At 48.9% G+C, this 22,696-nt stretch carries 23 protein-coding genes and 1 other annotated feature; of the genes, 18 read left to right on the forward strand and 5 right to left on the reverse strand.

Annotated elements, in window-relative coordinates; all coding sequences use genetic code 11:
* The first annotated feature begins 12 nt into the window (after positions 1-12).
* The gene (locus ADS79_RS07015) at positions 13-1,152 is read left to right on the forward strand and encodes a GerAB/ArcD/ProY family transporter (RefSeq protein ID WP_049737691.1); all 1,140 of its coding nucleotides are present in this window, start codon (positions 13-15) and stop codon (positions 1,150-1,152) included.
* A gap of 31 nt (positions 1,153-1,183) precedes the next feature.
* On the opposite strand, the gene sspI is transcribed toward ADS79_RS07015, so the two are convergent.
* Positions 1,184-1,420, reverse strand: coding sequence for a small acid-soluble spore protein SspI (sspI, locus tag ADS79_RS07020; protein WP_049737692.1), 237 nt, complete (start codon positions 1,418-1,420; stop codon positions 1,184-1,186).
* A 219-nt stretch (positions 1,421-1,639) separates the two neighbouring features.
* Here sspI and ADS79_RS07025 point away from each other — a divergent pair, with 219 nt between their 5' ends.
* Both ADS79_RS07025 and ADS79_RS07030 read left to right on the forward strand, forming a co-directional pair.
* Complete coding sequence (locus ADS79_RS07025) at positions 1,640-2,293, forward strand: potassium channel family protein (RefSeq protein ID WP_049737693.1); 654 nt, start codon at positions 1,640-1,642, stop codon at positions 2,291-2,293.
* Between the two features lie 2 nt (positions 2,294-2,295).
* Positions 2,296-3,123, forward strand: coding sequence for a TrmH family RNA methyltransferase (locus ADS79_RS07030; protein ID WP_049737694.1), 828 nt, complete (start codon positions 2,296-2,298; stop codon positions 3,121-3,123).
* Here ADS79_RS07030 and ADS79_RS07035 read toward each other — a convergent pair.
* Positions 3,120-3,836 (reverse strand): DUF2225 domain-containing protein, encoded by a 717-nt coding sequence (locus ADS79_RS07035; RefSeq protein WP_049737695.1) that lies wholly within the window; start codon positions 3,834-3,836, stop codon positions 3,120-3,122. The two genes, ADS79_RS07030 and ADS79_RS07035, sit on opposite strands and share 4 nt — an antisense overlap.
* A 278-nt stretch (positions 3,837-4,114) precedes the next feature.
* Positions 4,115-4,398: a binding site (T-box leader), on the forward strand.
* Between the two features lie 50 nt (positions 4,399-4,448).
* Here ADS79_RS07035 and pheS point away from each other — a divergent pair.
* From pheS to larB, 5 genes are all read left to right on the forward strand, one after another.
* Positions 4,449-5,483 carry a phenylalanine--tRNA ligase subunit alpha gene (gene pheS / locus ADS79_RS07040; protein ID WP_049737696.1) on the forward strand — a complete coding sequence of 345 codons (1,035 nt, stop codon included), beginning with the start codon at positions 4,449-4,451 and terminating at the stop codon, positions 5,481-5,483.
* A 15-nt stretch (positions 5,484-5,498) separates the two neighbouring features.
* Complete coding sequence (gene pheT, locus ADS79_RS07045; protein WP_049737697.1) at positions 5,499-7,922, forward strand: phenylalanine--tRNA ligase subunit beta; 2,424 nt, start codon at positions 5,499-5,501, stop codon at positions 7,920-7,922.
* 81 nt (positions 7,923-8,003) lie between these two features.
* On the forward strand, positions 8,004-8,279 hold the full coding sequence (zapA, locus tag ADS79_RS07050; protein WP_049737698.1) for a cell division protein ZapA: 276 nt from the start codon (positions 8,004-8,006) through the stop codon (positions 8,277-8,279).
* Positions 8,280-8,354: 75 nt separating this feature from the next.
* Positions 8,355-9,221 (forward strand): ATP-dependent sacrificial sulfur transferase LarE, encoded by an 867-nt coding sequence (gene larE / locus ADS79_RS07055; protein ID WP_049737699.1) that lies wholly within the window; start codon positions 8,355-8,357, stop codon positions 9,219-9,221.
* Complete coding sequence (gene larB, locus ADS79_RS07060; RefSeq protein WP_049737700.1) at positions 9,214-9,960, forward strand: nickel pincer cofactor biosynthesis protein LarB; 747 nt, start codon at positions 9,214-9,216, stop codon at positions 9,958-9,960. The genes larE and larB overlap by 8 nt, the downstream gene beginning before the upstream one ends.
* Positions 9,961-10,075: 115 nt before the next feature.
* Here the strand turns inward: larB and ADS79_RS07065 are convergent, their stop codons facing one another.
* A complete protein-coding gene (locus ADS79_RS07065; protein ID WP_049737701.1) occupies positions 10,076-10,450 on the reverse strand; it encodes a phage holin family protein in 375 nt (124 codons plus the stop codon).
* Positions 10,451-10,651: 201 nt separating this feature from the next.
* On the opposite strand from ADS79_RS07065, the gene ADS79_RS07070 reads away from it, so the two are divergent.
* From ADS79_RS07070 to ADS79_RS35430, 8 genes are all read left to right on the forward strand, one after another.
* Positions 10,652-13,009, forward strand: a complete 2,358-nt coding sequence (locus ADS79_RS07070) for an endonuclease MutS2 (protein ID WP_049737702.1) — start codon at positions 10,652-10,654, stop codon at positions 13,007-13,009.
* A gap of 22 nt (positions 13,010-13,031) precedes the next feature.
* Complete coding sequence (locus ADS79_RS07075; RefSeq protein ID WP_049737703.1) at positions 13,032-13,442, forward strand: DUF350 domain-containing protein; 411 nt, start codon at positions 13,032-13,034, stop codon at positions 13,440-13,442.
* 44 nt (positions 13,443-13,486) lie between these two features.
* Positions 13,487-13,810 carry a 2Fe-2S iron-sulfur cluster-binding protein gene (locus ADS79_RS07080; protein ID WP_049737704.1) on the forward strand — a complete coding sequence of 108 codons (324 nt, stop codon included), beginning with the start codon at positions 13,487-13,489 and terminating at the stop codon, positions 13,808-13,810.
* A gap of 245 nt (positions 13,811-14,055) precedes the next feature.
* Positions 14,056-15,354 carry a nucleotide sugar dehydrogenase gene (locus ADS79_RS07085; RefSeq protein ID WP_049737705.1) on the forward strand — a complete coding sequence of 433 codons (1,299 nt, stop codon included), beginning with the start codon at positions 14,056-14,058 and terminating at the stop codon, positions 15,352-15,354.
* Between the two features lie 248 nt (positions 15,355-15,602).
* A complete protein-coding gene (locus tag ADS79_RS07090) occupies positions 15,603-16,190 on the forward strand; it encodes a sigma-70 family RNA polymerase sigma factor (RefSeq protein ID WP_049737706.1) in 588 nt (195 codons plus the stop codon).
* Positions 16,169-16,948 carry a DUF4179 domain-containing protein gene (locus tag ADS79_RS07095; RefSeq protein ID WP_049737707.1) on the forward strand — a complete coding sequence of 260 codons (780 nt, stop codon included), beginning with the start codon at positions 16,169-16,171 and terminating at the stop codon, positions 16,946-16,948. Before ADS79_RS07090 ends, ADS79_RS07095 begins: the two co-directional genes overlap by 22 nt.
* A gap of 99 nt (positions 16,949-17,047) precedes the next feature.
* Positions 17,048-17,248, forward strand: a complete 201-nt coding sequence (locus ADS79_RS07100; protein ID WP_049737708.1) for a cold-shock protein — start codon at positions 17,048-17,050, stop codon at positions 17,246-17,248.
* 155 nt (positions 17,249-17,403) lie between these two features.
* Positions 17,404-17,619 carry a hypothetical protein gene (locus ADS79_RS35430; protein ID WP_049737709.1) on the forward strand — a complete coding sequence of 72 codons (216 nt, stop codon included), beginning with the start codon at positions 17,404-17,406 and terminating at the stop codon, positions 17,617-17,619.
* Here the strand turns inward: ADS79_RS35430 and ADS79_RS07110 are convergent.
* Together ADS79_RS07110 and ADS79_RS07115 are read right to left on the reverse strand one after the other, a co-directional pair.
* Entirely contained in the window at positions 17,616-18,443 is an 828-nt protein-coding gene (locus tag ADS79_RS07110; RefSeq protein ID WP_049737710.1) for a M55 family metallopeptidase, read from the reverse strand. The two genes, ADS79_RS35430 and ADS79_RS07110, sit on opposite strands and share 4 nt — an antisense overlap.
* 153 nt (positions 18,444-18,596) lie before the next feature.
* Entirely contained in the window at positions 18,597-19,730 is a 1,134-nt protein-coding gene (locus ADS79_RS07115; RefSeq protein ID WP_049737711.1) for a glycosyltransferase, read from the reverse strand.
* A 313-nt stretch (positions 19,731-20,043) separates the two neighbouring features.
* Here ADS79_RS07115 and ADS79_RS07120 point away from each other — a divergent pair, with 313 nt between their 5' ends.
* Positions 20,044-21,399: a glycosyltransferase gene (locus tag ADS79_RS07120; RefSeq protein ID WP_049737712.1), complete on the forward strand. Its 1,356-nt coding sequence runs from the start codon at positions 20,044-20,046 to the stop codon at positions 21,397-21,399.
* Positions 21,400-21,472: 73 nt separating this feature from the next.
* A complete protein-coding gene (locus ADS79_RS07125) occupies positions 21,473-22,639 on the forward strand; it encodes an MFS transporter (RefSeq protein WP_236699930.1) in 1,167 nt (388 codons plus the stop codon).
* Positions 22,640-22,696: the final 57 nt, after the last annotated feature.

Below are 22,696 nucleotides of genomic sequence, written 5' to 3' on the forward strand. Positions count from 1 at the left end.
GGAGCGATGAACATGGAAAACCAGCAACGCAATATAAGCACCTGGCAGCTTTCAAGCATATTGATCAGCTCCATGATCGGAGTAGGAATACTGACCATCCCCCGCACCTCCACCACTGATCTTCATCAAATGGGGTGGCTGGGTACGATCACGGGTGCTTTGATTGCTGCGATTGCAATAGTGGCGATCGTCTATTTAGGAAAACAATTTCCAGGGACTACCTACATCGATTACATCCCGAAGGTTTTCGGACATCATGTAGGGAGTGTACTCAGCTACCCGATAATCCTTTTATTTATCACCTTTCAATTTTTCAATGCGGGAATGGCAGCCAGAGGATTCGGTGAAGTGGTGATTACATCCGTTTTGCAGGACACGCCTCTGGAGGCTATTCTCATCACGCTGTTCGTAATGGTTCTGTTTCTGTGCTGTCATGAGGTAGAAGTCGTGGCAAGGGTCAATGAATTGCTGATACCTTTCATCCTCATCCCGGTATTCTTGATTCCGTTGGCATCGTTTATGAATGCAGAATGGTACAACTTAATGCCTATTCATATTGATTCATGGAAGCAAGCAGGAAAAACGACCTTTAATACCTTTTCGGTTTATACAGGGTATGAGCTGTTAATGTTCTATTTTGCTTTTGCCATGCCAGGCGCAAAGCTGGGTGTAGCCAGCTGGACTGGCTTGATCTACACGTTCGTAGCCTATTTCCTGACTGTCATTGCGGGAATTACAGTATTTGGATATGAAGAACTGCAGAGATTGATCTGGCCGACGCTTGAGCTGGTGAAAACGACGCAACAAACAGGCTGGTTTCTGGAAAGATTGGAATCTGCCTTCCTCGCGATCTGGGTTGCCTCTGTATTCACAACGATTGGAAACATGTACTATGCCATGATTTTTTCTCTTCGCCTCTGGTTTCGCAAGGGTATACGCTTCCAGCGAATTTGTGCGCTAGTGATCACCATCCCGCTGTATTATTTCACCCTGATGCCACAAAATATCGTCGAGATGTTTACGTATATGAAGAAATTGACTGTATACGGTTGCCTTCCCACGATTTTTATCCCCGTTCTGTTGGCAGTAACCCAATGGATACGGGTGAAGCTGGGGAGTCGTCATGAAAAAAGCAAAAAGGGAGGGACGTAGTGTCTCTCCCTTTCTTCGTGAGAAAGTTAGCTTAGATTGGTTTTTCTGTTTGTTCTGGAATGTGCGAAGCGATGGTTTGCACAATGTCTTGTCGGGAAGACGCATCGCTGTTTTGCCACAGCACTTCAAACAGCACGCCAAGCCCAGGCAATGTTTTTTCCTGACCGCTGGTTATCGCATCACTGATCGTCTCTTCTACAGCATTTGGATCAGAGCCCTGCATTTTGTACATGATGGCTTGACGCAAATTGAGTGAGGCAATGTTCATAGACGTTCTACACCTCTCTTATCGGAATCAATTCTGGCATAGTATTTGTCATGCCCAGTTCGCTCATACCCTTTTGTAGCACAGGTTTGGGATATGCTATACTACATGGATGTATGAAATATCTCAGAGTGAAGGAATCGGCTACGTCGTGTCTAATCACTCTACGTATTGGAAAAAAGCCCCCAGGGGATTTACGCTCGAAGAAGGAGTAGATAAAGAATGTCGAAGCAATTTGCCATTATTGGAATGGGGCGTTTCGGTGCTAGTGTCGCGCGTACCCTGTACGAAATGGATTATGAAGTGATGGGAATCGATGAAAACGAAGAACGCATCAATGAAAATATACAATTCGTGACACATGCAGTAGCGGCTGATTCCACAGATGAGCGCGCATTAAAGGAAATTGGCATTCGCAACTTTGATGTTGTGGTCGTTGCCATCGGGGTAGACATCCAGGCTAGCATCCTTACTGTTCTTACACTGAAAGAGCTAGGCGTGAAAAAGATTGTGGCGAAGGCCCAGAATGAACGCCATGGACAGGTTTTGTATAAAGTAGGAGCAGACCGTGTGGTTTTCCCTGAGCGTGACATGGGTGTGCGAGTTGCGCACAATCTGATTTCTGCCAATGTCCTGGACTTTATTGAATTGGCGGAGGATTACAGTGTGGCAGAGGTAGTGGCCTCGTCCAAAATGGTTGGGAAAAACATGCGTCAGTTGGACATTCGAAAAAAATATGAAGTGAACGTAATTGCGATCAAAAGCGGCGATAAATTCAACATCGCGCCAAGCCCGGATGATCTCATCCAGTATGGGGATGTTCTTGTCGTGATCGGAAATAACAAAGACCTGAAAGCATTTGAGGAGCGCGCATAAGCATGGCACATGAAATGATTACTTCCGTACAAAATCCGCTGGTCAAGCGGCTGCACCAATTACTGGATCGAAAAGGGCGCGAGGAGCAGGGGCGTTTTCTCGTTGAGGGTGCGCATCTCGTGCAAGAAGCGCTGAAAAGTGGAGCAGAGGTAACGACCATCCTGTATGACCATGATCGTGATATGGACCCTGCCTGTCGCAGGGCGCTGGAAAGCCATCCACTCGATGTTCATGTAGTTGCCGCTTCGTCTGCGGTGCTGGGCAAGCTATCGGAAACGAAGTCTCCACAGGGTATTGTAGCTGAAGTGAAGAAAACAGCAGCTGACTGGAGAACGTGGCTGGATCAAAAGGGAAGCGCGGTGGGCGATTTGCTCGTGCTGTTTCTCGACGAAATTCAGGACCCGGGCAATTTGGGGACGATTTTACGAACCGCGGAGGCAGCCGCGATTGATGCAGTTGTGCTGGGCAAAGGGAGCGTAGATGTGTACAACGGAAAAGTTGTTCGCGCTACGATGGGGGCATTGTTCCGTCTGCCTGTGTTCACCCGATCCTTGTCAGAGACCGCATCGGAATGGAGAGCGGATGGAGGTCGATTGCTCGTCTCTTCTCTGCAAAAGGAAAGTGTTTCTTATGACGAGGCAGATTATTCGAAACGGACCGCAATTGTAATCGGTAACGAGGGAAGAGGGGTTTCGCAGGAGCTGATGAGCGAAGCGGACCAATTCGTACATATTCCGATTTGTGGGCAAGCAGAATCACTGAACGCTGCGGTCGCAGCAGGCATTTTTGTATTTGAAGCACAACGAAAAAGAAAAGATCGGCTGCGCTAGCCGATCTTTTGCTCTTTTTTCTCTTTGTATTCCTCGCGTGCAACTTGCCATTGATCCTGTGCCATCCGGATGATTCCGCTTTCGATCGTATGGTTGCGGAAGGCGAGTGCTTTTCCAAAATACTTGATGGCGAGATCAAATTTTTCCAACCGGCGGTACAGCTCGCCAATCAAATACAAGAGGCGTACCTCAGACATTTCCTTATCGCTGCGCAAATAGTCGGTATGTATATAAGACAGCTCGTATTCATTCACAGCCATGTCGATAAAGCGAATTTCTTCTTCTGTATTTTCCTGCGAGCGGTATAACCACGCTAGGCGCAAATACAGACCTGCTTTTACAGCGTGAGGCTGATCAGTCAGCTCAGCCGCGTAAATGGCCAGCTTGTAGCTGACGATCGCTTCGGTAAGCTGGCGGATGTGGCCGAAGTCCTTTGGCGTCCATTTGGCCGAAATTTGTTCGTCTACTACCTGCTTTTGCCAGGGGGCGAGCTTGTCCCTGAATTGATCAGTAAAAGCAAAGCCGCATTCTGGGCAAACATTTACCGTATAGTAAATCGGATTTAAGGATTGCTCCGTGAATATGGTATAAAAATCGCTATCTCTTTTGACCATCGTCAAGGTGCCGCTTCTGATGCGCTTGGTAGTAAAGGTGGCTTCGCAGTGACGGCAGTGGCAATTCTTATCATAGAGGGCGGAAACATTAACAATCATGTCAAAAGTCCCCTTTCTGAACGTATAGGAATTTATAAGCGTGACGCTTATGAATTCTGTAGCGGATGGAAATCTTCCACTAAAACGCGGTCGCTCCTCATGAGGAGGCCTCGATAGAGGTTTTCTGAATCAAAAAGATGTGACCAGGGCATACTAGCATGTACATGTTCAAAAAGTTGGCTAAAGCCTTGATAGAGGTTTTCTTCACGACCTCTAACAAGATGAGAATTGAAAGTTCTGTCTTGTTGCGCTATAATTTTTCTACGTCTTAATTATAACGCAAAGCGATGACGGAGACTAGTACGCAGGACCTATGTGTTTTTCAGGGAGAAGATGCCGTAGACTGAGAGCATCTTTAACATCATAGCTGCAGAAATTCACTCCAGAGCCGCACTCTGAACCGCTTTTGCGCAGTAGGAGCAGCCGGGTCATTCCCGTTACCAATGATCTTAAGTGAGACAGAAGCCTTGCCTGACCTAGTGATATTGTCACAGACATGTCACAGCTGGCGCTTTTGTCTAACAAGGGTGGTACCGCGAGAAAAAAGTAACTCGTCCCTTTTTGGGGCGGGTTTTTCTTTTTTTCCAACACAAGATAAAGGAGCGATATGAAGTGCAAACTCGGTTGCATGAAATGAAAGAGTCCGCACTGGGCCAAATCAGCCAGGTGACGGAAAGCTCACAACTGCAGGACTTGCGTGTCAAATACCTGGGAAAAAAAGGGGAACTGACAGAGCTTTTGCGTGGAATGGGTAGTCTTTCCGCAGAAGAGCGTCCTGTAGTGGGTCAATTAGTCAATGAAGTGCGAGCAGCACTGGAAGCAGCTTTTTCTGATAAACAACAAGCTTTTGAACAAGCGGAGCTAAATGCCAAGCTGTCGTCCCAAACCGTTGACGTAACCCTGCCAGGCAGACCAGTGCCAGCGGGAACGATGCATCCACTCTCCCGCATCATCGAGGAAATCGAAGATATTTTCATCGGACTGGGCTTTGAGGTAGCAGAAGGTCCAGAACTCGAAACCGATCTTTTCAACTTCGAAATGCTCAACCTGCCAAAAGGCCATCCGGCTCGCGACATGCAGGATACCTTTTATGTAACGGATGAGCTGTTGATGCGTACACAGACTTCACCGGTACAAGCGCGTACCATGCTGAAAAAAGAAGGCAAGACACCGCTCAAAATGATCTGTCCGGGTAAAGTGTATCGTCGTGACGATGACGATGCGACTCACTCCCACCAGTTTACACAGATCGAGGGTCTTGTTATCGATAAAAAAATCGGAATGAGCGATCTGAAAGGAACACTCTTGACCTTTGCTCGCCAAATGTTTGGGGAAAACCAGCAAATTCGCCTGCGTCCTAGCTTCTTCCCGTTCACCGAGCCAAGTGCCGAAGTAGACCTGCAGTGCTTCAACTGCGGTGGACACGGCTGCCGTGTATGTAAGCAAACAGGCTGGATTGAGATTTTGGGCTCTGGCATGGTGCATCCACGTGTGCTGGAGATGGCCGGTTACAATCCAGAGGAAGTCAGCGGCTTTGCCTTCGGGATGGGTGTAGAACGGATTGCCATGCTGAAATACGGAGTAGAGGATATCCGCCATTTTTATACCAATGACGTGCGTTTCTTGCGTCAGTTCAACCGAGGCTAGAGAGGAGAGGCAAAGATGAAGGTATCATACCAATGGTTAGCGGAATACGTCGATTTAAGTGAAACAAACCCGCATGAGCTGGCAGAAAAGCTGACTCGTTCCGGTGTTGAGGTAGACGCAGTAGAATCCCGCAATGCAGGAGTCTCTGGTGTTGTAATCGGTTATGTAAAAGAGCGCAGCAAGCACCCGGATGCAGATCGTCTGAATGTATGTGTCGTTGATGCAGGACAAGGCGAAGACCTGCAAATCGTGTGTGGCGCACCAAACGTGGATAAAGGACAAAAGGTGCTGGTCGCCCTAATCGGCGCCAAACTGCCAGGCGGCCTCAACATCAAGCGCTCCAAGCTGCGCGGTGTAGAATCCCAAGGGATGATCTGCTCTGCAAAAGAATTGGGTCTAAACGACAAGCTGCTGGCAAAAGACCAGCAAGAAGGCATCATGGTCCTGCCGGGCGATGCAGAAATCGGCATGGATGCGATTTCTTATCTCGGATTGGATGACTATGTATTGGAGCTGGGACTTACGCCAAACCGTTCCGACTGCTTGAGCATGCTGGGCGTAGCATACGAGGTAGCTGCAATTTTGGGCAAGGAAGTTTTGCAGCCACAGATCGAACTGAACGAAAATGGTGGAGACAACCCACTGCAAGTCAAAATCGAAGCAACTAACGAAAGCTATCAATATAATGGTCGTCATTTCACGAATGCGAAGATCGCGTCTTCTCCACAATGGATGAAAAATCGCTTGATGGCAGCAGGCATCCGTCCGATCAACAACGTAGTAGACGTTACCAACTACGTATTATTCGAATACGGTCAGCCATTGCATGCATTCGACGCAGCGCAGGTAGACAATCGCTCGATCATCGTGCGTCTGGCTGGCGAAGGCGAAAAGCTGGTCACCCTGGATGACCAGGAGCGCACACTTGATGCTGAGACACTGCTGATTGCTGATCTGACAAAAGGCTTGGCGATTGCAGGTGTCATGGGTGGAGCCAACTCCGAAATTACGGGAGAAACAACCGAAATTATCTTGGAGGCTGCTTGGTTCACGCCACAAACCGTTCGCCGTACAGCTCGTTCTTTGGGAATGCGCACGGAAGGCTGCGTACGCTGGGAGAAGGGTGTTGACCAGACGCGGGTAGAAGAGGCTGGCGAGCGTGCTGCTTCTTTGATTCAGCAATTGTCCGGAGCAACGGTTTCCAAAGGCATAGCGAAAGCAATCGTAAAAGAAGCCGCACCTGCTGTCGTAAGTGTTACTCTGCAAAAAATCAATCAGCATTTGGGGACGTCGATGGTTGATTCTGACGTATCCCCGATTTTCGATCGCTTGAAGTTCCCGTACGAGGTTGCAAATGATACGTGGACAGTTACAGTGCCGACCAGACGAGGAGACATTACGCTGCCGGAGGATCTGGTAGAGGAGGTTGCACGTCTGTATGGTTACGACAACATCCCGACGAGCTTGCCAACAGGCTCTACCACACAAGGTCAGCTGACGCTGGAACAGCAGCTGCGCCGCATTATCCGTCATCATCTGATCGGTGCAGGTCTGAATGAGGCGATCTCCTATGCGTTGGTTCACCCGGACCGTGTAGAAGACGTATCAGGACTGCATCAGGAAGCGGTTAAGCCGATCAGCTTGCTCATGCCAATGAGTGAAGAGCACAGTGTACTGCGTACGAGCCTCATTCCGAGCTTGCTCCAGACAATCGCGTATAACAAAAACCGTCAGAACCATGACATCGCTATTTTTGAGCTGGGGCGCGTGTTCCTGACTGCAGAAGAAGCACTGACACAGCTTCCAGATGAACGCCTCTATGTAGCAGGTGCCTTGACTGGTCAATGGTTGCCGCCAAACTGGATGGGTGCCAAGCAACCTGTCGATTTCTACCAGGCAAAAGGTGTTGTAGAGTCCCTGCTCGCACGTCTTGGAATTCAAGCAGCAGAGTACAAGGCAACAGCTGATCTGGCTGGCATGCACCCAGGCCGTACTGCCGAGGTATGGGTTGGCGAGCAGCGCCTCGGTTACTTGGGACAAGTACACCCGGGTACTGAAAAAGACTATGATCTGTCTGAAACGTATGTGTTCCAGCTTGATGTAGCACAGCTCATCACAGTGGCAGCGGACGCTGGTCATTACAATCCATTGCCAAAATTCCCGGCAGTAACACGTGACCTCGCATTGGTTGTAGATCGCAGCCTGCCTGCTGGCGATTTGGAAAAAACCATTCGCGACGCAGCTGGAGAACTGCTCGAATCGTTGACACTGTTCGATGTATATACAGGTGATCGAATCTCCAGCGAGAAAAAGAGCATGGCCTTTGCACTCGTATTCCGTCATGCTGAGCGGACGTTGCAGGATGAAGAGATTCAGCAAGTGACGACTGCTGTCATTGAAGCGTTGAAAAACAACAATGATGCAGAACTCAGAATGTAGTATGGCTTGACGAAATCTGACATTTTCAGTAACCTAAATAGGATACAGTAGAGCAAAGGTCGCAGTAGGGAGGAACCCCTCGTGCAAGTTGATGGGAAAAATCGTTTGACGGTGGATATCTTCGGCCAACAATACCGGCTCAGTGGCAAGGCAAGTGTCAATCATATACGCATGGTGGCCGGTTTCGTTGATGACAAGATGAACGAAATCGCAAACGGCAATCATCGTCTGGACACGGCCAAGATTGCGGTACTCTCTGCCGTGAATATTGCGGATGAATATTTTCGTTTACGTCAAGAGTACGAAGAACTGCTGAAGATCCTTCAGGAAGATGCAAATGGAAAAAAGATAGATTAAGGGAAAAGAGGGGCTTTTTGCCTCTCTTTTCACGTTATACATAAACAGCTTGGAGCAGAGGGGGAGGAAAACGCCATGAGTGCAAATGACCAGCAGGCAGTGGAAGCAACTATATTGTCTCTTCATGAAAAAAATCAAAAGCTGGGTCGTCTTTTACAGGACATGGGTACGGTGCTTGTCGCATTTTCCGGTGGTGTAGACAGTACGTTTTTGTTGGCGAGAGCTGTGGAGGAGCTGGGGGATCGTGCGATTGCGGTAACAGCGGCATCTGAAACGTTTCCGACCCGTGAGTTTGAGGCTGCGAAGCACTTGGCAGCCCAGCTTGGCGCTCGTTTTGTGACCACGGAAATCCGCGAAATGGAGAATCCCAATTTTGTTTCCAATCCGGTGAACCGCTGCTTTTTTTGCAAGGATGGTTTGTATGAGCATCTAGGCTTGCTCGCGGAACAAAATCAATGGCAAGCCATCATCTGTGACGGTGCGAATGTGGATGACCAAGGGGATTATCGTCCAGGGCGCGTAGCAGCCGCACAGCGCGGGGTTCGCAGTCCTTTGCAAGAAGCTGGCTTTTATAAAGAAGATATTCGTGCGCTTTCAAAAGAAATGGGCTTGTCTACATGGAATAAGCCGTCCTTTGCTTGTCTTTCCTCCAGAATTCCCTATGGATCACAAATTACGCTGGAAAAAATTGATCAGGTTGACCGAGCGGAAGGCTACCTGCTCAGTCTGGGATTTCACCAGGTGCGGGTCCGTCATCATGACACGATTGCCAGAATCGAGGTTAGTCCCGAAGACTTCAGTCGCGTTCTGGAGCACCATGCGCAGATTCAACAGGAATTGCAGAAAATCGGCTTTTCCTACGTGACACTTGATTTATTCGGATATATGACGGGAAGCATGAATTCGGTGCTGGAAAAGGACGTGAAGCAAAAGCATGGCTGACCTAAAAGCGATCTTGGAGCAAGTGAAGGCTGGGCATTTGAGCATCGAGCAGGCGGAGGAGCAGCTGGCGGGAGCAAGCCAACTGGACTATGCGACTCTGGATTTAGATCGAGCAGGCAGAACCGGATTTCCAGAGGTTGTTTACGGCGCGGGAAAAAGCGTGGAGCAGCTCATCGGAATCATCGACCGACTGCAAGCGCATCAGGATCTGGTACTGGTCACGCGTGTTAGAGAAGAGCAGGCTTTACGGGTGCAAGAGCGCATGCCTGAAATCCAATACATTGCGGATGCAGGCTTGCTTGTTTATACCCGCGAACCAATAGTTCCGAAGCGACCAGGCTATGTAGCTGTGGTGGCAGCAGGAACCTCCGACTGGCAGGTGGCGCAGGAAGCAGCATGGACGGTGCGCTGCTTTGGTAGTGAGGCCAGAGTAATTGTAGATGTCGGAGTGGCAGGGATTCACCGCCTGTTCCATCGTCTGGAGGAGATTCGCGGGGCATCTGTCATCATTTGTATTGCTGGCATGGAGGGAGCACTCACGAGTGTAGTGGCAGGCCTCGTGGACAAACCAGTCATTGCCGTTCCTACCAGTGTTGGATACGGCGCCAATTTTGGCGGAGTCGCAGCGCTTTTGGCTATGCTCAATTCCTGTGCAAACGGGGTCGCTGTCGTCAATATTGACAACGGGTTTGGAGCAGGCTATATGGCAGGGATGATTCATCGGCAAACGGATCGGTAATGTATGGTAGAAAACGTGGCCATGCTTTTAGCGGGGCTGCGACAATAGACAACTTCCTGACTGTGCAAAAAAAGAGCCAACCCGTATGACCCGGGTGGCTCTTTTTCCCATATCCTTACGTTTCTTGTTTATTGCCGGCGTCTCCATTATGCAGGTCCATATGCGTTTTGATCGGGATAAAGAGGTCAATAATCCCGATGACCAGGGATGCAAGGAGTGCGCCCAATACAGTTACATGGAAACCGGTGACGATAAACTGGGTCAGGTAAATAACGACGGCACTGACCAAGAAGCCGATGATGCCACGATTATAGGGCGAAATGCGATCCCCAAACATGGCTTCTACGACCCAGCCCAAGAGGGCGATGACAACCGCGGCTAGAAACGCAGTCCAGAAGCTGCTTACAGAAAAGCCGGGAACTAAAAACCCGACAAACATCAGGACTACGGCAGCGACGATAAAGCGAACAATATGGCGCATGATCGTCAAGTGTACTCCTCCTTTGGGATTGTTTCATCTTCATTGTGGCTCTTTGCGTGTCGAACTATGCTAGATCGGGACGTGTAAAATTATCCTTGAAACGGTTAGCGTGATATAATGAGTAGATCATCAGGATTGCCGGGTTAAACTGCGGCCTTACTTCTGTGTGAGACGATCGGGCGCAAGCTTGCGGATCTAAGGAGGATCAAAGTGGAACAACGGGTTTTAAAAACATTAGAGTACGATAAAATGGTCGCCCTGTTAATCGACAAGGCATCGTGCACATACGGGAAAGAAAAGGCTGCGGAGCTGGTTCCTTTTGTACGGCTGGAAGAAGTAGTTACAGCCCAGCAGGGGACAGCTCAGGCTGCGACAGTTTTGCGTCTAAAAGGCAGCGCGCCTCTGGGGGGAATTCGTGATATTCGCGGTCCCGTACAGCGAGCGAGACTGAATGCGATGCTTGCTCCTATGGAATTATTGGATATCGCCAGTACGATCATGGCAGGTCGCAGGCTCAAGACATTTTTGCTGGATATGTGTGATGATCACGAGTTGCCGCTCCTTCAGCAGCAAGCGGAGCGCATCGAGGGTTTACGCGAGTTGGAGACAGAAATCCGTCGCTGCGTCGATGAAAACGGTGATATTTTAGACAGCGCGAGTCTGGAGCTGCGTCAGGTACGTCAGGAAATCAGGCAAGTCGAGTCCAGAATCCGGGAAAAGCTGGATCAGATGACGCGCTCCTCTTCTTACCAAAAAATGCTTATGGAAAACATCGTAACCATTCGTGGTGATCGATTTGTGATTCCGGTGAAGCAGGAGTATCGACATGTTTTTGGCGGGATTGTACACGATCAGTCAGCCTCTGGTGCGACGTTGTTTATCGAACCGGAAGTGATCGTTACGATGAACAACAAGCTGCGGGAGCTTCGTCTGCGTGAGGAGAATGAGGTAGAGCGGATTCTGTATGTGCTCACAGAGCAGGTATCCTTTGTTGTGGAGGAATTGCTGGTAAATGTAGATGCTCTGACAGAGCTTGATTTTATGTTCGCCAAGGCACAGCTGGCCTGGAGCATGAAGGCGATCTGCCCGGGTCTGAATGATCGCGGATACCTCCATCTGAAAAAAGCGCGTCACCCGCTGATTCCACGGGAAGTTGTCGTACCAGTGGATGTCGAGCTGGGTGGAGAGTATCAGGCGATCGTCGTGACGGGCCCAAATACAGGGGGAAAAACGGTTTCCTTGAAAACGATTGGACTTTTGTCCTTAATGGCGATGTCTGGACTGCACATTCCGGCAGAGGAAGAAAGTGAAATGACAGTCTTCTCGTCTGTATTCGCTGACATCGGCGACGAGCAATCCATTGAACAAAGCTTATCGACCTTCTCCAGTCACATGACCAACATCATTCACATTTTGGCAAACATGGATGAAAATAGCCTGGTGCTGTTTGACGAGCTTGGAGCAGGGACCGACCCGACTGAGGGTGCAGCTTTGGCCATGTCGATTATTGACCACGTAATCGAATCCAAGGCACGTCTGGTTGCTACTACCCACTACAGTGAACTGAAGGCTTACGCCTATGACAGACCGGAAGTCATCAATGCGAGCGTGGAGTTTGACGTAGAGACGCTCAGACCGACCTATCGACTTCTGATCGGGGTACCTGGACGCTCGAATGCATTTGCTATCGCGAGACGTCTGGGACTGCCTGAGCACATCATTGAGGTAGCTCGCGGCTCGATTAGTGAGGAAGATAATCAGGTGGAAAGCATGATTGCCTCCCTGGAGCGCAACCGCAAGACAGCCGAGGCAGAGCGTCAGCAGGCAGAAGCACTCAGACGGGAAGCAGAGGCCCTGCGCCGACAGCTGGAGGAAGAGCGTGCCCAGTTCGCTGAGGAGAAAAACAAGCGGATGGAGCGTGCGGAGGACGAGGCGCGAATTGCTGTTCAGCTAGCAAAAGAAGAGGCAGATACGATCATTCGCGAGTTGCGTGAAATGATGGCAGAAGGTATGGAGATCAAGGAACATCGTCTGATTGATGCCAAGAAGCGACTCGGTAATGCCGTCCTAGAGCTGGAAAAGGAAAAGGTCAAAAAGCCAGCCAAGGCAGTACGTGCAACCCAGATCAAAGTTGGTGATGAAGTCATGGTCACAAGCTTTGGACAAAAAGGAACCGTGCTGGAAAAAGCGGGAAATGATGAATTCCTGGTGCAAATTGGCATCATGAAAATGAAAGTAAAGCGCGAGGACATGCACGTGCAAAACACGATGCAGCAAAAGCCTCAGGCTGCCCCATATACTTCTGTCAAGCGCAGAAGCGACAACATTAAAATGGACCTCGATTTGCGTGGTTACAACGTAGAGGATGGCATCCGAGAGATCGATCAGTTTTTGGATGACGCACTGCTTGCAGGCTTGCACTCGGTATCTATCATCCATGGCCACGGCACGGGCGTCCTGCGCAAAGGTGTGCATGAATACCTGAAGCATCACCGCAACGTTAAATCCTTTCGCTTGGGTGGTCAGGGAGAAGGCGGCGTAGGTGCTACGATTGCCGAATTGAAATAAGCAGATAAGTGGGAGGGGTATTATGGCAGGCCTTCTGCACAATCCATACTTTGCTGCTGCCGCGTATTTTACCGTAACCGGACTGGCTATGATCCTATTTTTGTCCGTCTTTGAGCTGGTGACGCGTTATCGGGTTTGGCATGAGCTAAAGCAGGGGAATCTGGCTGTTGCAATGGCAACTGGGGGAAAAATATTTGGCATCGCCAATGTCTTCCGCCATTCGATCCAGGCGCATCAATCGCTGGGGCAAGCGTTGATTTGGGGTACATTCGGCTTTTTGCTGCTCCTGATCAGTTATTTCGTTTTTGAATTCATGACGCCAACTTTCAAGATCGATGACGAAATAGCCAAGGACAACAAAGCGGTCGGCTTTATCGCGATGGTGCTGTCCATCGGCTTTTCCTACATTATTGGAGCAAGTCTGGCGCGGTAAACTATCGCTTGGCTTTTCACCAGTTAATCAGGGGAGGAGAGCACATGGAGCAGGAGAAGAAGCAGCATGCGCTTGCGATTACGGTCTGGGCAGGAAACAAGCAACATCAGCTTAATGCGGCTTGCGGGGATAACCTGCTCATGGTATTGACACGCGCCAAGCTGCCTGTTGAATTTTTCTGTACGACTGGAAAATGCAGAACGTGTATTCTGCGCCTGCAAGCTCCGGTTGGCTCGGCCTCCCCTGCTTCTGCAACCGAGCAGTATCGGGTAGGGAGAGAAGCATTGGCAAAAGGGTTTCGCCTAGCCTGTCAGGTGTTTATCAGCGGTCCTATGACCGTCTTTTTGGATACACCTGGCTCTGCTTGAAAAGGAAACCCATATTGAACGATATTTCAATCAAGAGTATAATTAGGCTTTGGCAGAGGCCAAGCCCAGACTATGAGCATGGGGAGGAACCACCTTGGAGACGTTGTACAAGGTCCTCATAGGATTGTGCGTACTATTTATTGTCGCAGGTATTTACTACCTGTCGTAAGCATTTTGCAAATGGCCGTGCAGCTTACATAAGTTGCCTGGACCTTACTTAGAGAACGTGAAAGAGGAGATACGCAATGACTCAACCTGTACGCGTAGCTGTTGTAGGATTGGGGTTTGTTGGCTTACCGTTGGCGCTTACCTACGCTATGAAGGGAGCAAACGTCGTCGGTGTCGATGTCGTACCTCACGTTGTTGATGAGATCAATGCGGCTCGTTCCCATCATCTGGAGTCCTATCAGGGGAAAAACCTTGCGGAGATTCTTCGCGAGCAAATTGAAGCAAAACGTTTCCGGGCAACGACTTCTTATGAAGAGGCAGCAGCGGAAGTAAATCATTATATCGTAACAGCAGGTTTGCCTGTTCATAATGGCGATCCAGACCTGGGTCCATTGAAAAACTGTGCGCAAACCTTGGGCGGTGTGCTGAAAAAAGGCGATTCCGTGATGATTCGCAGTACGGTTGTACCAGGAACAACGGAGGAAGTTCTCCTACCGATTCTGGAGGAAGCAAGCGGCCTTAAAGCAGGCGTAGATTTCTACCTGACTTATTGCTCTGAGCGAATCGCCGAGGGACGAGCTTTCGAAGAGTTCATCCACATGCCGCTTGTACTTGGCGGAATCAACGAACAAAGCGCTGAAATAGGAAAAGAGCTGCTCTCCTTTATCAATGAAACAGAAGTAACCGTTTCTGATATCCGTGTGGTGGAAACAGCGAAGGTTATCGAAAATATTCAGCGTGACGTCAATATCGCAATGGTTCAAGAGTTTGCCCGTTTTTCCGAGGCGTTTGGCATAGATACCTTCGAGCTGATCAAGGTTGCCAATACACATACACGTGTGAACCTTTTGACGCCTGGACCTGGCGTAGGCGGCTTCTGCTTGCCAAATGCGCTTTACTATCTCCAGCCAAAAGCGCGTGAGCTAGACGTGGCACTTCCGCTCTTGCAGCAAGCTCGTTGCACGAATGACGCTGTTCCAGAGGTATTGATCGGCATGCTGGAGGCGGCATTGCAAGAAAAAGGCAAGACACTGGCAGGCAGCCAGGTAGCTGTTTTGGGGATGGCGATGAAGGACTTCTCCAACGATGACCGTGTCAGCCCTGTTCATGATATGATCCAGCTTCTTCTGGCAAAAGGTGTAGACGTGCGTTCCTACGACCCAGCCGTGCCGACTGTATACGAGCACAAGACAAGCACACTCGAGCAAGCGGTCAAAGGAGCAGACGCTTTGTTCCTGACTGCTGTCCAAAAAGAATTCGCAGAAGCAGACTGGGCGGCAATTGCCAATCAAATGGCTGATTCCCCAATCCTGTTTGATACCAAAAACCGTATCTCCCGCGAATTGCCGAGCCATGCTACGCTAATTCGCATCTAACCTGTGAAAACCATATAACAGAAGACTCTTATCAAAAACTTCTATGAACGTACTACGGTGCGTTTGTAGAAGTTTTTTTGCGTTCTAACGTAACGCTCGGATTTGACCACGCGTAATAAAGCCTTGTACAAGCAACTAACCATCTTCCAGGTTGCGAAAAGTTTTTTTCAAAAAAAGGTGGAAAACAAGTGAACGATCCCAAGTGAGAGAGCCAATACATGGTGTATACAATTTCAGGGGGCCCTCCGATGAATGATCAAATGGTAGACATATGGCTGGACCGATTGATGGATGGAGACCAGGAAGCATTTGAAGTGGTCTACAGCCTGACTCGTACGAAAATATACGGTACGGTGGCAGCCATGGTCAGTAATAAAGAAGATGTGCACGATATTGTAAATGAAATCTACTACCAGCTGTGGAGAGCGTTGCCAAGCTATGACCGAAAGCGACCGTTTCTTTTCTGGCTGAATGGGATTGTCATCAGGCAAGTCAAAAACTGGCGTAGACAAATTTGGAGAAGATTCCGTTTGCTGGAGCGAAAAAACCGCTTGAGGGAAGAACCGCATGTCGAGACGCTGGATGAACCTTTGCTGAAAACAGAGTCCTCACAAGAAATGCAACGTGCGATTATGGCCCTGCCTTTTAAGCTGCGGATCGTAATTGTTTATCGGTATTACTACGAGTATTCTTACGATCAGATAGCGGAATTACTTCAGATTCCACCGGGTACAGCCAAATCGAGAAGTCATCTGGCGCTAAAACGCATACGAGCATGGTTCGACACCGAAATGGACGGGGAGGAGCACAAGCAATGTCTATCTCCAAAAAGCTGAAAAAAACAGTAAAAAACCAAATTGAGGAGACCGTGGTACCGAAAGAGCTCGACGATCAGATCAGAGCATCCTTCATTCGCTATCACGAAAAAAAGGAGAAGTTTTCTATGAAAAAAAGAGTACTTACGATATGCTTGGCTGCTGCTATCTTGCTTCCAACAGGAGTGTACGCAGCGCTAAACAGCTCCTCTTATTTTACCGGAGAAAATAATTTGAACGGATTGGTCAATGAGGGTGTGAAACGAGCGGTAAGCGAGGGACTGTCTGTGCCGATGGATCAAAAAATTACAGACCAGGGCATCTCCATCCATTTTCAGGAAGTGTATGTAGAGGATACGAAAGTCCTCATCCATTACCGTATTGAAAAAGAAGATGGCGGGCTGGTTCCTTTCGAGTTCGATACGACTGGTCTGGATGTGATCTCGGTTGAGCCAGACGGTAGCAAATATGTGGAGAACCCAACCTACCAGGAAAAAGGCGTAGAAGGATTCCGTGTATTGAACTTTATTGGAACGGATCGGGAAGATAACATTCCATACTATTTGACTGATGCAGAAGGTAAAGAAATCATGACGGGAATTGCGGACCATGATCGACCAGAAGGCATTCTTGCATTTGTGACAGATGGAAGTAAGCTGCCACAGTCGATTACACTGAACGTCGATGCCAATCGGATCGGAAAAACTAAAGGAAAATGGAGTGGAAAGGTAGTCATCGATCAGAGCAAGGCGCAAGAAGCTACAAAGGCTGCGAAGTAAAGGATTGGAAAAAAGTATAAGAACTAGTTTAGCCGGGAATACTAGCAGGGTAAGACAAAATTTCAACTTCATGTTATGGGTACATGCTAGGAGGCTAAAATGGAACGTGGTAAAGTAAAGTGGTTCAACAGTGAGAAAGGCTTTGGTTTTATCGAGAGAGAGGGCGGCGAGGATGTATTCGTCCATTTCTCCGCAATTCAGGGTGATGGATTTAAATCATTGGACGAGGGACAAGAGGTTACCTTTGACGTAGAAAATGGTCAACGAGGTCCTCAAGCGACGAACGTTCAAAAAGTATAAAAACGACACCGACAAACAGACTCAGATGATGAGTCTGTTTTTTTTTTTGCACTCGCGCATATTTTGTGCGCGGATATACCATGTCCCACACGCTTTGTCCGCCCTGCGCGCAGCAACAAAGTGTCGGGGCTGGGGGGCGGGCAAAAAATTCGGGGATGAGAGGCAAGCAATCAGAACTCGGCAAGCATCGGAAGGGTAAAAATGGAAAAGAGGCTGTCATTATCATCAACGACCAGGAAGTGAAGGTGGCGAGACGTCAATCGGGCGCAGGCAAGCCCGGACCAAGAGAAGACGAAAGTAATGAAAAAAAGGAGACCAAAGCCAAGGTAGTTCACAAGGCGTTGCTCTCCTTTTCGTTGCTATTCAATTAGAAAAACTCAGCGCCACCTGCAAGGTTCAGCATGGCACGCATAGTTGTATACATATCCTGCTGATTGGCAGCGTTGTAGTATACGGTGTTTGTTTCTGTCTCGTAGCGCGAACCTGGAACAATGGCTGCAAACTCAGCTTGTCCGGCATGAGAAAATTCAATAGCAAGCTCCAGGGGAAGAGCAGTGTGATACGGCTGGATTTGCTTTACATTGCCAAGAGCCAGTGCAGTCTGGCGTTTCAACTCGGCAGTGGCTTCCTCGCGGGATAAACAGATAGCTGCTGTGCGAGACACGGCTTCTTTTACGATGGCGGTATGGATGCCAGGAATCAACTCAGACGCTTCTTTCGCGATGAGGTTATCACCGGAAACCATCACGACTGGAACGTTGTACATACCTGCATAAGCAGCGTTAAATCCGAATTCGCCTACAATTTGACCATTGATATACATGTTGCGGATGACACCTGACATGGTGTGGCTGAGAACACCAGGAATGCCCTGACGCGTATGGTAGCCGATGAACATCGCAGCATCAAAGCTCTCATCAAGGCCGTGTACCATAGAGGAATCACGAGGCGAGCCCGCCAATAGCTTTGCTTTTGGATGGAGAGATTCCCACAAAATATTGTTCATTGTGTTGTGGCTGTCAGAAACCAGAATTTCTGTCACTCCACTTTCGAGAGCGGCTTCAATAACAGCGTTGGTGTCAGTTGTCATGAATTGGCGTCCGCGCTGATAGTTGACCCCGGAGTCAGGGTTAATATAGCTGGTGTCAACAATGCCGGAGATGCCTTCCATGTCTACTGATAGAAATAGCTTCATCTTTTTCATCCTCTCACATGCGAATCTAAATCGTTCCCATTCTATGTAACCAGATTGCGAGAAAGTAGGCAACTATGAAAACTGATTCTTCAAACAAAAAGATACCATCGAAAAAAGCACGACTTGCGCTGCAAAAAGCGAGTCGTGCTCTGATTACTTCAACAGCTTGCGGTAGAGAGCGAGAATTTTTTCAGTCATCTGCTGGATCGTGAACGTTTCTTCGACTTTTTTCAGTGCATGGCTTGCCAATTTCTCACGGAGCTCGGCTGATGCATACAGTTCTTGCATGGCTTGAGCCAATAAGCCGGGATTTCCAGGTTCCACAACCAGACCTGTTTCTTTTGGAAAGACGAATTCCTTCACACCACCCACGTTGCTTGCGACCACAGGCACTTCAGAAGCCATCGCCTCGATAATCGTGTAGCCAAGACCCTCATACAGGGAAGAGTGAACAAAGCCGTCTAAGGCATGTAAACAGGTCGGAATGTCCTGACGAAATCCGGTAAAACGCACATGCGCTTCCAAATTCAGCTCTCGCACCTTTGCTTCCAAATGCTCACGTTCTCCCCCATCGCCAATCATGACGAGAAACGGTGTCTTTTCCTGTTCCTTGACTACCTGGGCGAATGCCTCAAGGAGTATGGGCAAGCCTTTTACAGGAACAAAGCGAGCGACTGTACCAAACAGAAAGACGTCCTCGGGAATGTTCCACTCAGCACGTAGCCGGCTTCGGTCGGAAGCACGCTCTTGTTCCTGGCGGTAAGGAGTGATGTCCATTCCGTTGTAAATGACGCTGATATCCGAAGCGGGAACACCTTGCCCACGCAGGTTTTCAGCAAGTGCTTCGCTGACGGCAATATAGTGTCGATTCCAGAGCCTGGTGCCTCGTTCCATGATGCTGACGATCGCATAGGCAAGCGAGCCGGAATAATCGTAGCGCAGCGCGCTGTGTACAGTCGTCAGCAGCGTCACCTTCATCCCGCGGGAAGCCACTCGTGAAAAAAAGTTGGCTTTGATACCATGCGTGTGGATGATAGCTGGCTGAAAGGAGAAAAAGGTGCTTCGCAGGGCACGAAGAAGTCTCACATCGAATCGTCCAAACTGATTCAGTGTGAGTACCGTAATGCCTGCGTCCCGAAGCTTGCTCGCAAAAAGCGAGTCATAGAAGCAAACGACCGCTACCTCAATTTCATCAGTAGGGAAGGTAGAGACGAGATTAAGTATATGCTGTTCCGCACCGCCAAATTCCCCCCCGCCAATTACGTGGAGGATTCGCAATTTGCCCATGTAAATTCACCCGAATCGTAATAAGAAAACCTCCAACGCAGTGCGCGCAAGCATAGAAAAAGCGCCTGTGTTCAAGAGGAATATATACTGAAATATAAAAAATCTTTCGTGTGGCCAGCTTTATGGAGGAGCAACAGCTCTCTAGTGGAAAGTTTTTGTATGCTCCAAAATGGATAAGCGTTAGCGCTTACCAAATCTTAGACGTAAAACAAAGCCATTCTCACTATAGCAGATGCAAGGTAGATTCGCAATAAGACAGCACTTGTGGTATCGTTTATGATGGAAAATGACAAGGTGAAGGACGGTTACAAGAATGAATACGCGCAATGTGTTGATTATATGCTATAACTTCCCGCCAATCGGTGGCGGCGGTGTTCCACGACCTCTCAAAATGGCAAAATATTTGGGGGAATACGGCTGGGGAGTACATGTTCTAACTGTTGACCCTACCTACCATGCTACATTAGATCCGTCATTGCTGGCGCAACTGCCAAGTGATGTTGCGATTCATCGGGCAAAGGAGCTGTCCTTGTTCCCACGAGGTGGTCAAGCTGCACAGCCAGTTGTGGCAACTTCGGGTGATGGTGCAGCTGCTCAGCGTGCCTCGATGAAATCCGTACTCAAAAAACAGCTTGTTCAATTCTTAAAAAAAGCGAAGCCGTATTTGATGGTTCCTGACGATCAAATATTGTGGATGCCGGGTGCGATTAAGCTGGGACGAGAAATCATGCGCCGTGAAAAGATCGATGTCATTTTTTCTACGTCTGGTCCTGTGACCAATCATCTGGTCGCTCGCAAGCTGGCAAGTGAGTTCTCCTGCAAATGGGTGGCAGACTTTCGCGATCCATGGACGCAAAACATGCATACCTCGGGGATTGCTTGGCGCGAAAACTGGGAAGAGCGCATGGAGGATCAGGTTATGGCACAGGCTGATGCGGTTACAACCGTTACAGCCACGTTTGCAACGAATTTCCTAAAAAAACATAAGCAACGGATCAAGCGAATGGAGCTCATCTATAATGGATTCGATCAGGCTGATTTCGAAGGATTAGAGCCAAGCTTTGAGGCTCCCAATAAATTTCATGCGGTGTACGCAGGCATCCTGTATCAAAAGAGAAACCCGCGTCTTCTCCTGCAGGCGATTCGTGAGTTGATCGATGCAGGAGAGGTCGATCAAAAAGACATTTTGCTCAGCTTTGCGGGTGTCTTCGATTATCCAGGCTATTCAGAAAATCAGGATTGTGTGGAAGCGCTCGGCCTCGGGGAAAATGTTCGCTTGCTAGGCAACCTGCCGCACAAAACGGCGTTGGGGTTAATGAAGGGGGCAGACGCCCTGCTATTAATCGGGGATGTGTCGGCTGATGCAGGAGCCTATATTCCTGGCAAGCTGTACGAGTATATGGGCATCGGAAATCCGATTCTCGCACTGAACAAGCCTGGTGAAGCGACAGAGATCATTCGGAATTTCCGATTGGGTCAGGTTGCTGATCCGGAACAAAAGGATGCGATCAAGCACGCATACCTGGAGCTGTACAAAGAGTGGAAGAATCAGGGGCATACGGACGGAGAGGGGCGCGGGTCTGATTTCGCAGAACGGGTGAGACCGTACGAACGGCGTGAACAGGCAAGACAGCTCGCAAAGCTGATGGATGAGCTGACCTCCCAGTAATCGAAAATGACAAGCCTCGGAGCCGTCCATGGCTGCGAGGCATTTTCCTAGGAGGTATATTTAGGCATTGTGGGTGAGAAAAAAAGTGAACATGGGAATCGCTAGCTTACGAGCGTACAATTTCTTTTACTTTTCTTTGCTTTCTATCTTTATTTCATTTTTACCCGTTTATCTTACTTTTCGGGACGTCACGCCTTCCCAGATCGGGGTTTTAATTGGCGTTGGCTCTTTCATCGGTATTTTGTCTCAACCATTTTGGGGCATGGTTAGCGATCGTTATCAAACGATCAAGAAAGTCATTCTTTTTACGCTCGGCTTCTCTATCGTGGCTGGTGCCATCCTGTTTCTATCTGCCCCGTTATATTTGTTGTTTCTGCTTGTAGGTGCGATGTATTTCTTTCTGCTTCCGACCGATCCTTTAACCGAAAGTCTTAATTTTCGGATTGCACAAAAGCACAGTGTCAGCTTTGGCTCCATACGTACGTTTGGGGCGATTGGTTATGCGACAGCATCCTTGATTATTGGCTGGACGATAGATCAGGTAGGAATGGAGCAGCTTGTCTGGCTTTTTCTTGGCTACGGTATCTTGGCCTTTCTTTTCATAGCCATAGTCTCAGATGCTCCGGCAAGTGGGAAAAAGCTGTCCTGGCTAGAGCTGAAACAGTTCTTTCTCTATCCGAAAACGTTGCGCTTTTTTCTACTCGTACTGCTGGCGGCTACCCCACACCGGACGAATGACAGCTTTCTCGGTGTCTATGTACAAAGCCTTGGGGGAAGTACAGGAGACGTCGGGCAGGCCTGGTTTTTGGCAGCGATGAGTGAGGTTGCCTTTTTTGCAATTAGCGCCCGGATTTTGAGCCGTTGGAGTGAAATTAAGCTGATCATGGTGGCATCTGCTCTCTATACGATTCGTTATATACTTTGTGCCATCGTGCCATCAGCGGAGTGGGTTGTCTATTTGCAATTGACGCAAGGAATGACCTTCGTCATTTTTTATACAGCGACGATTCAATACTTGTACAAAATTATTCCGGAAGAGTGGAAGGCTACAGGGCAAACGGTGCTCGCAGTACTATTTTTCGGGATTTCCGGTATTATCGGCTCCATAGCTGGGGGATGGGTGTTTCAGCAATGGGGAGGCTCTGCTCTCTACATGGCGATGGGCGGCTTTTCGCTGGTTGCCTTTGGATACAGCCTGTTTTTGTGGAAGTCGAAAAGAGTCGGGGAGCGGATCGGATAATTTCAAAGGAATCTCTGCAACTAACGAAAAAGGATCTGACCGAATGGAGTCAGATCC

This window comes from Brevibacillus reuszeri, assembly GCF_001187725.1.
Lineage (GTDB): Bacteria > Bacillota > Bacilli > Brevibacillales > Brevibacillaceae > Brevibacillus > Brevibacillus reuszeri.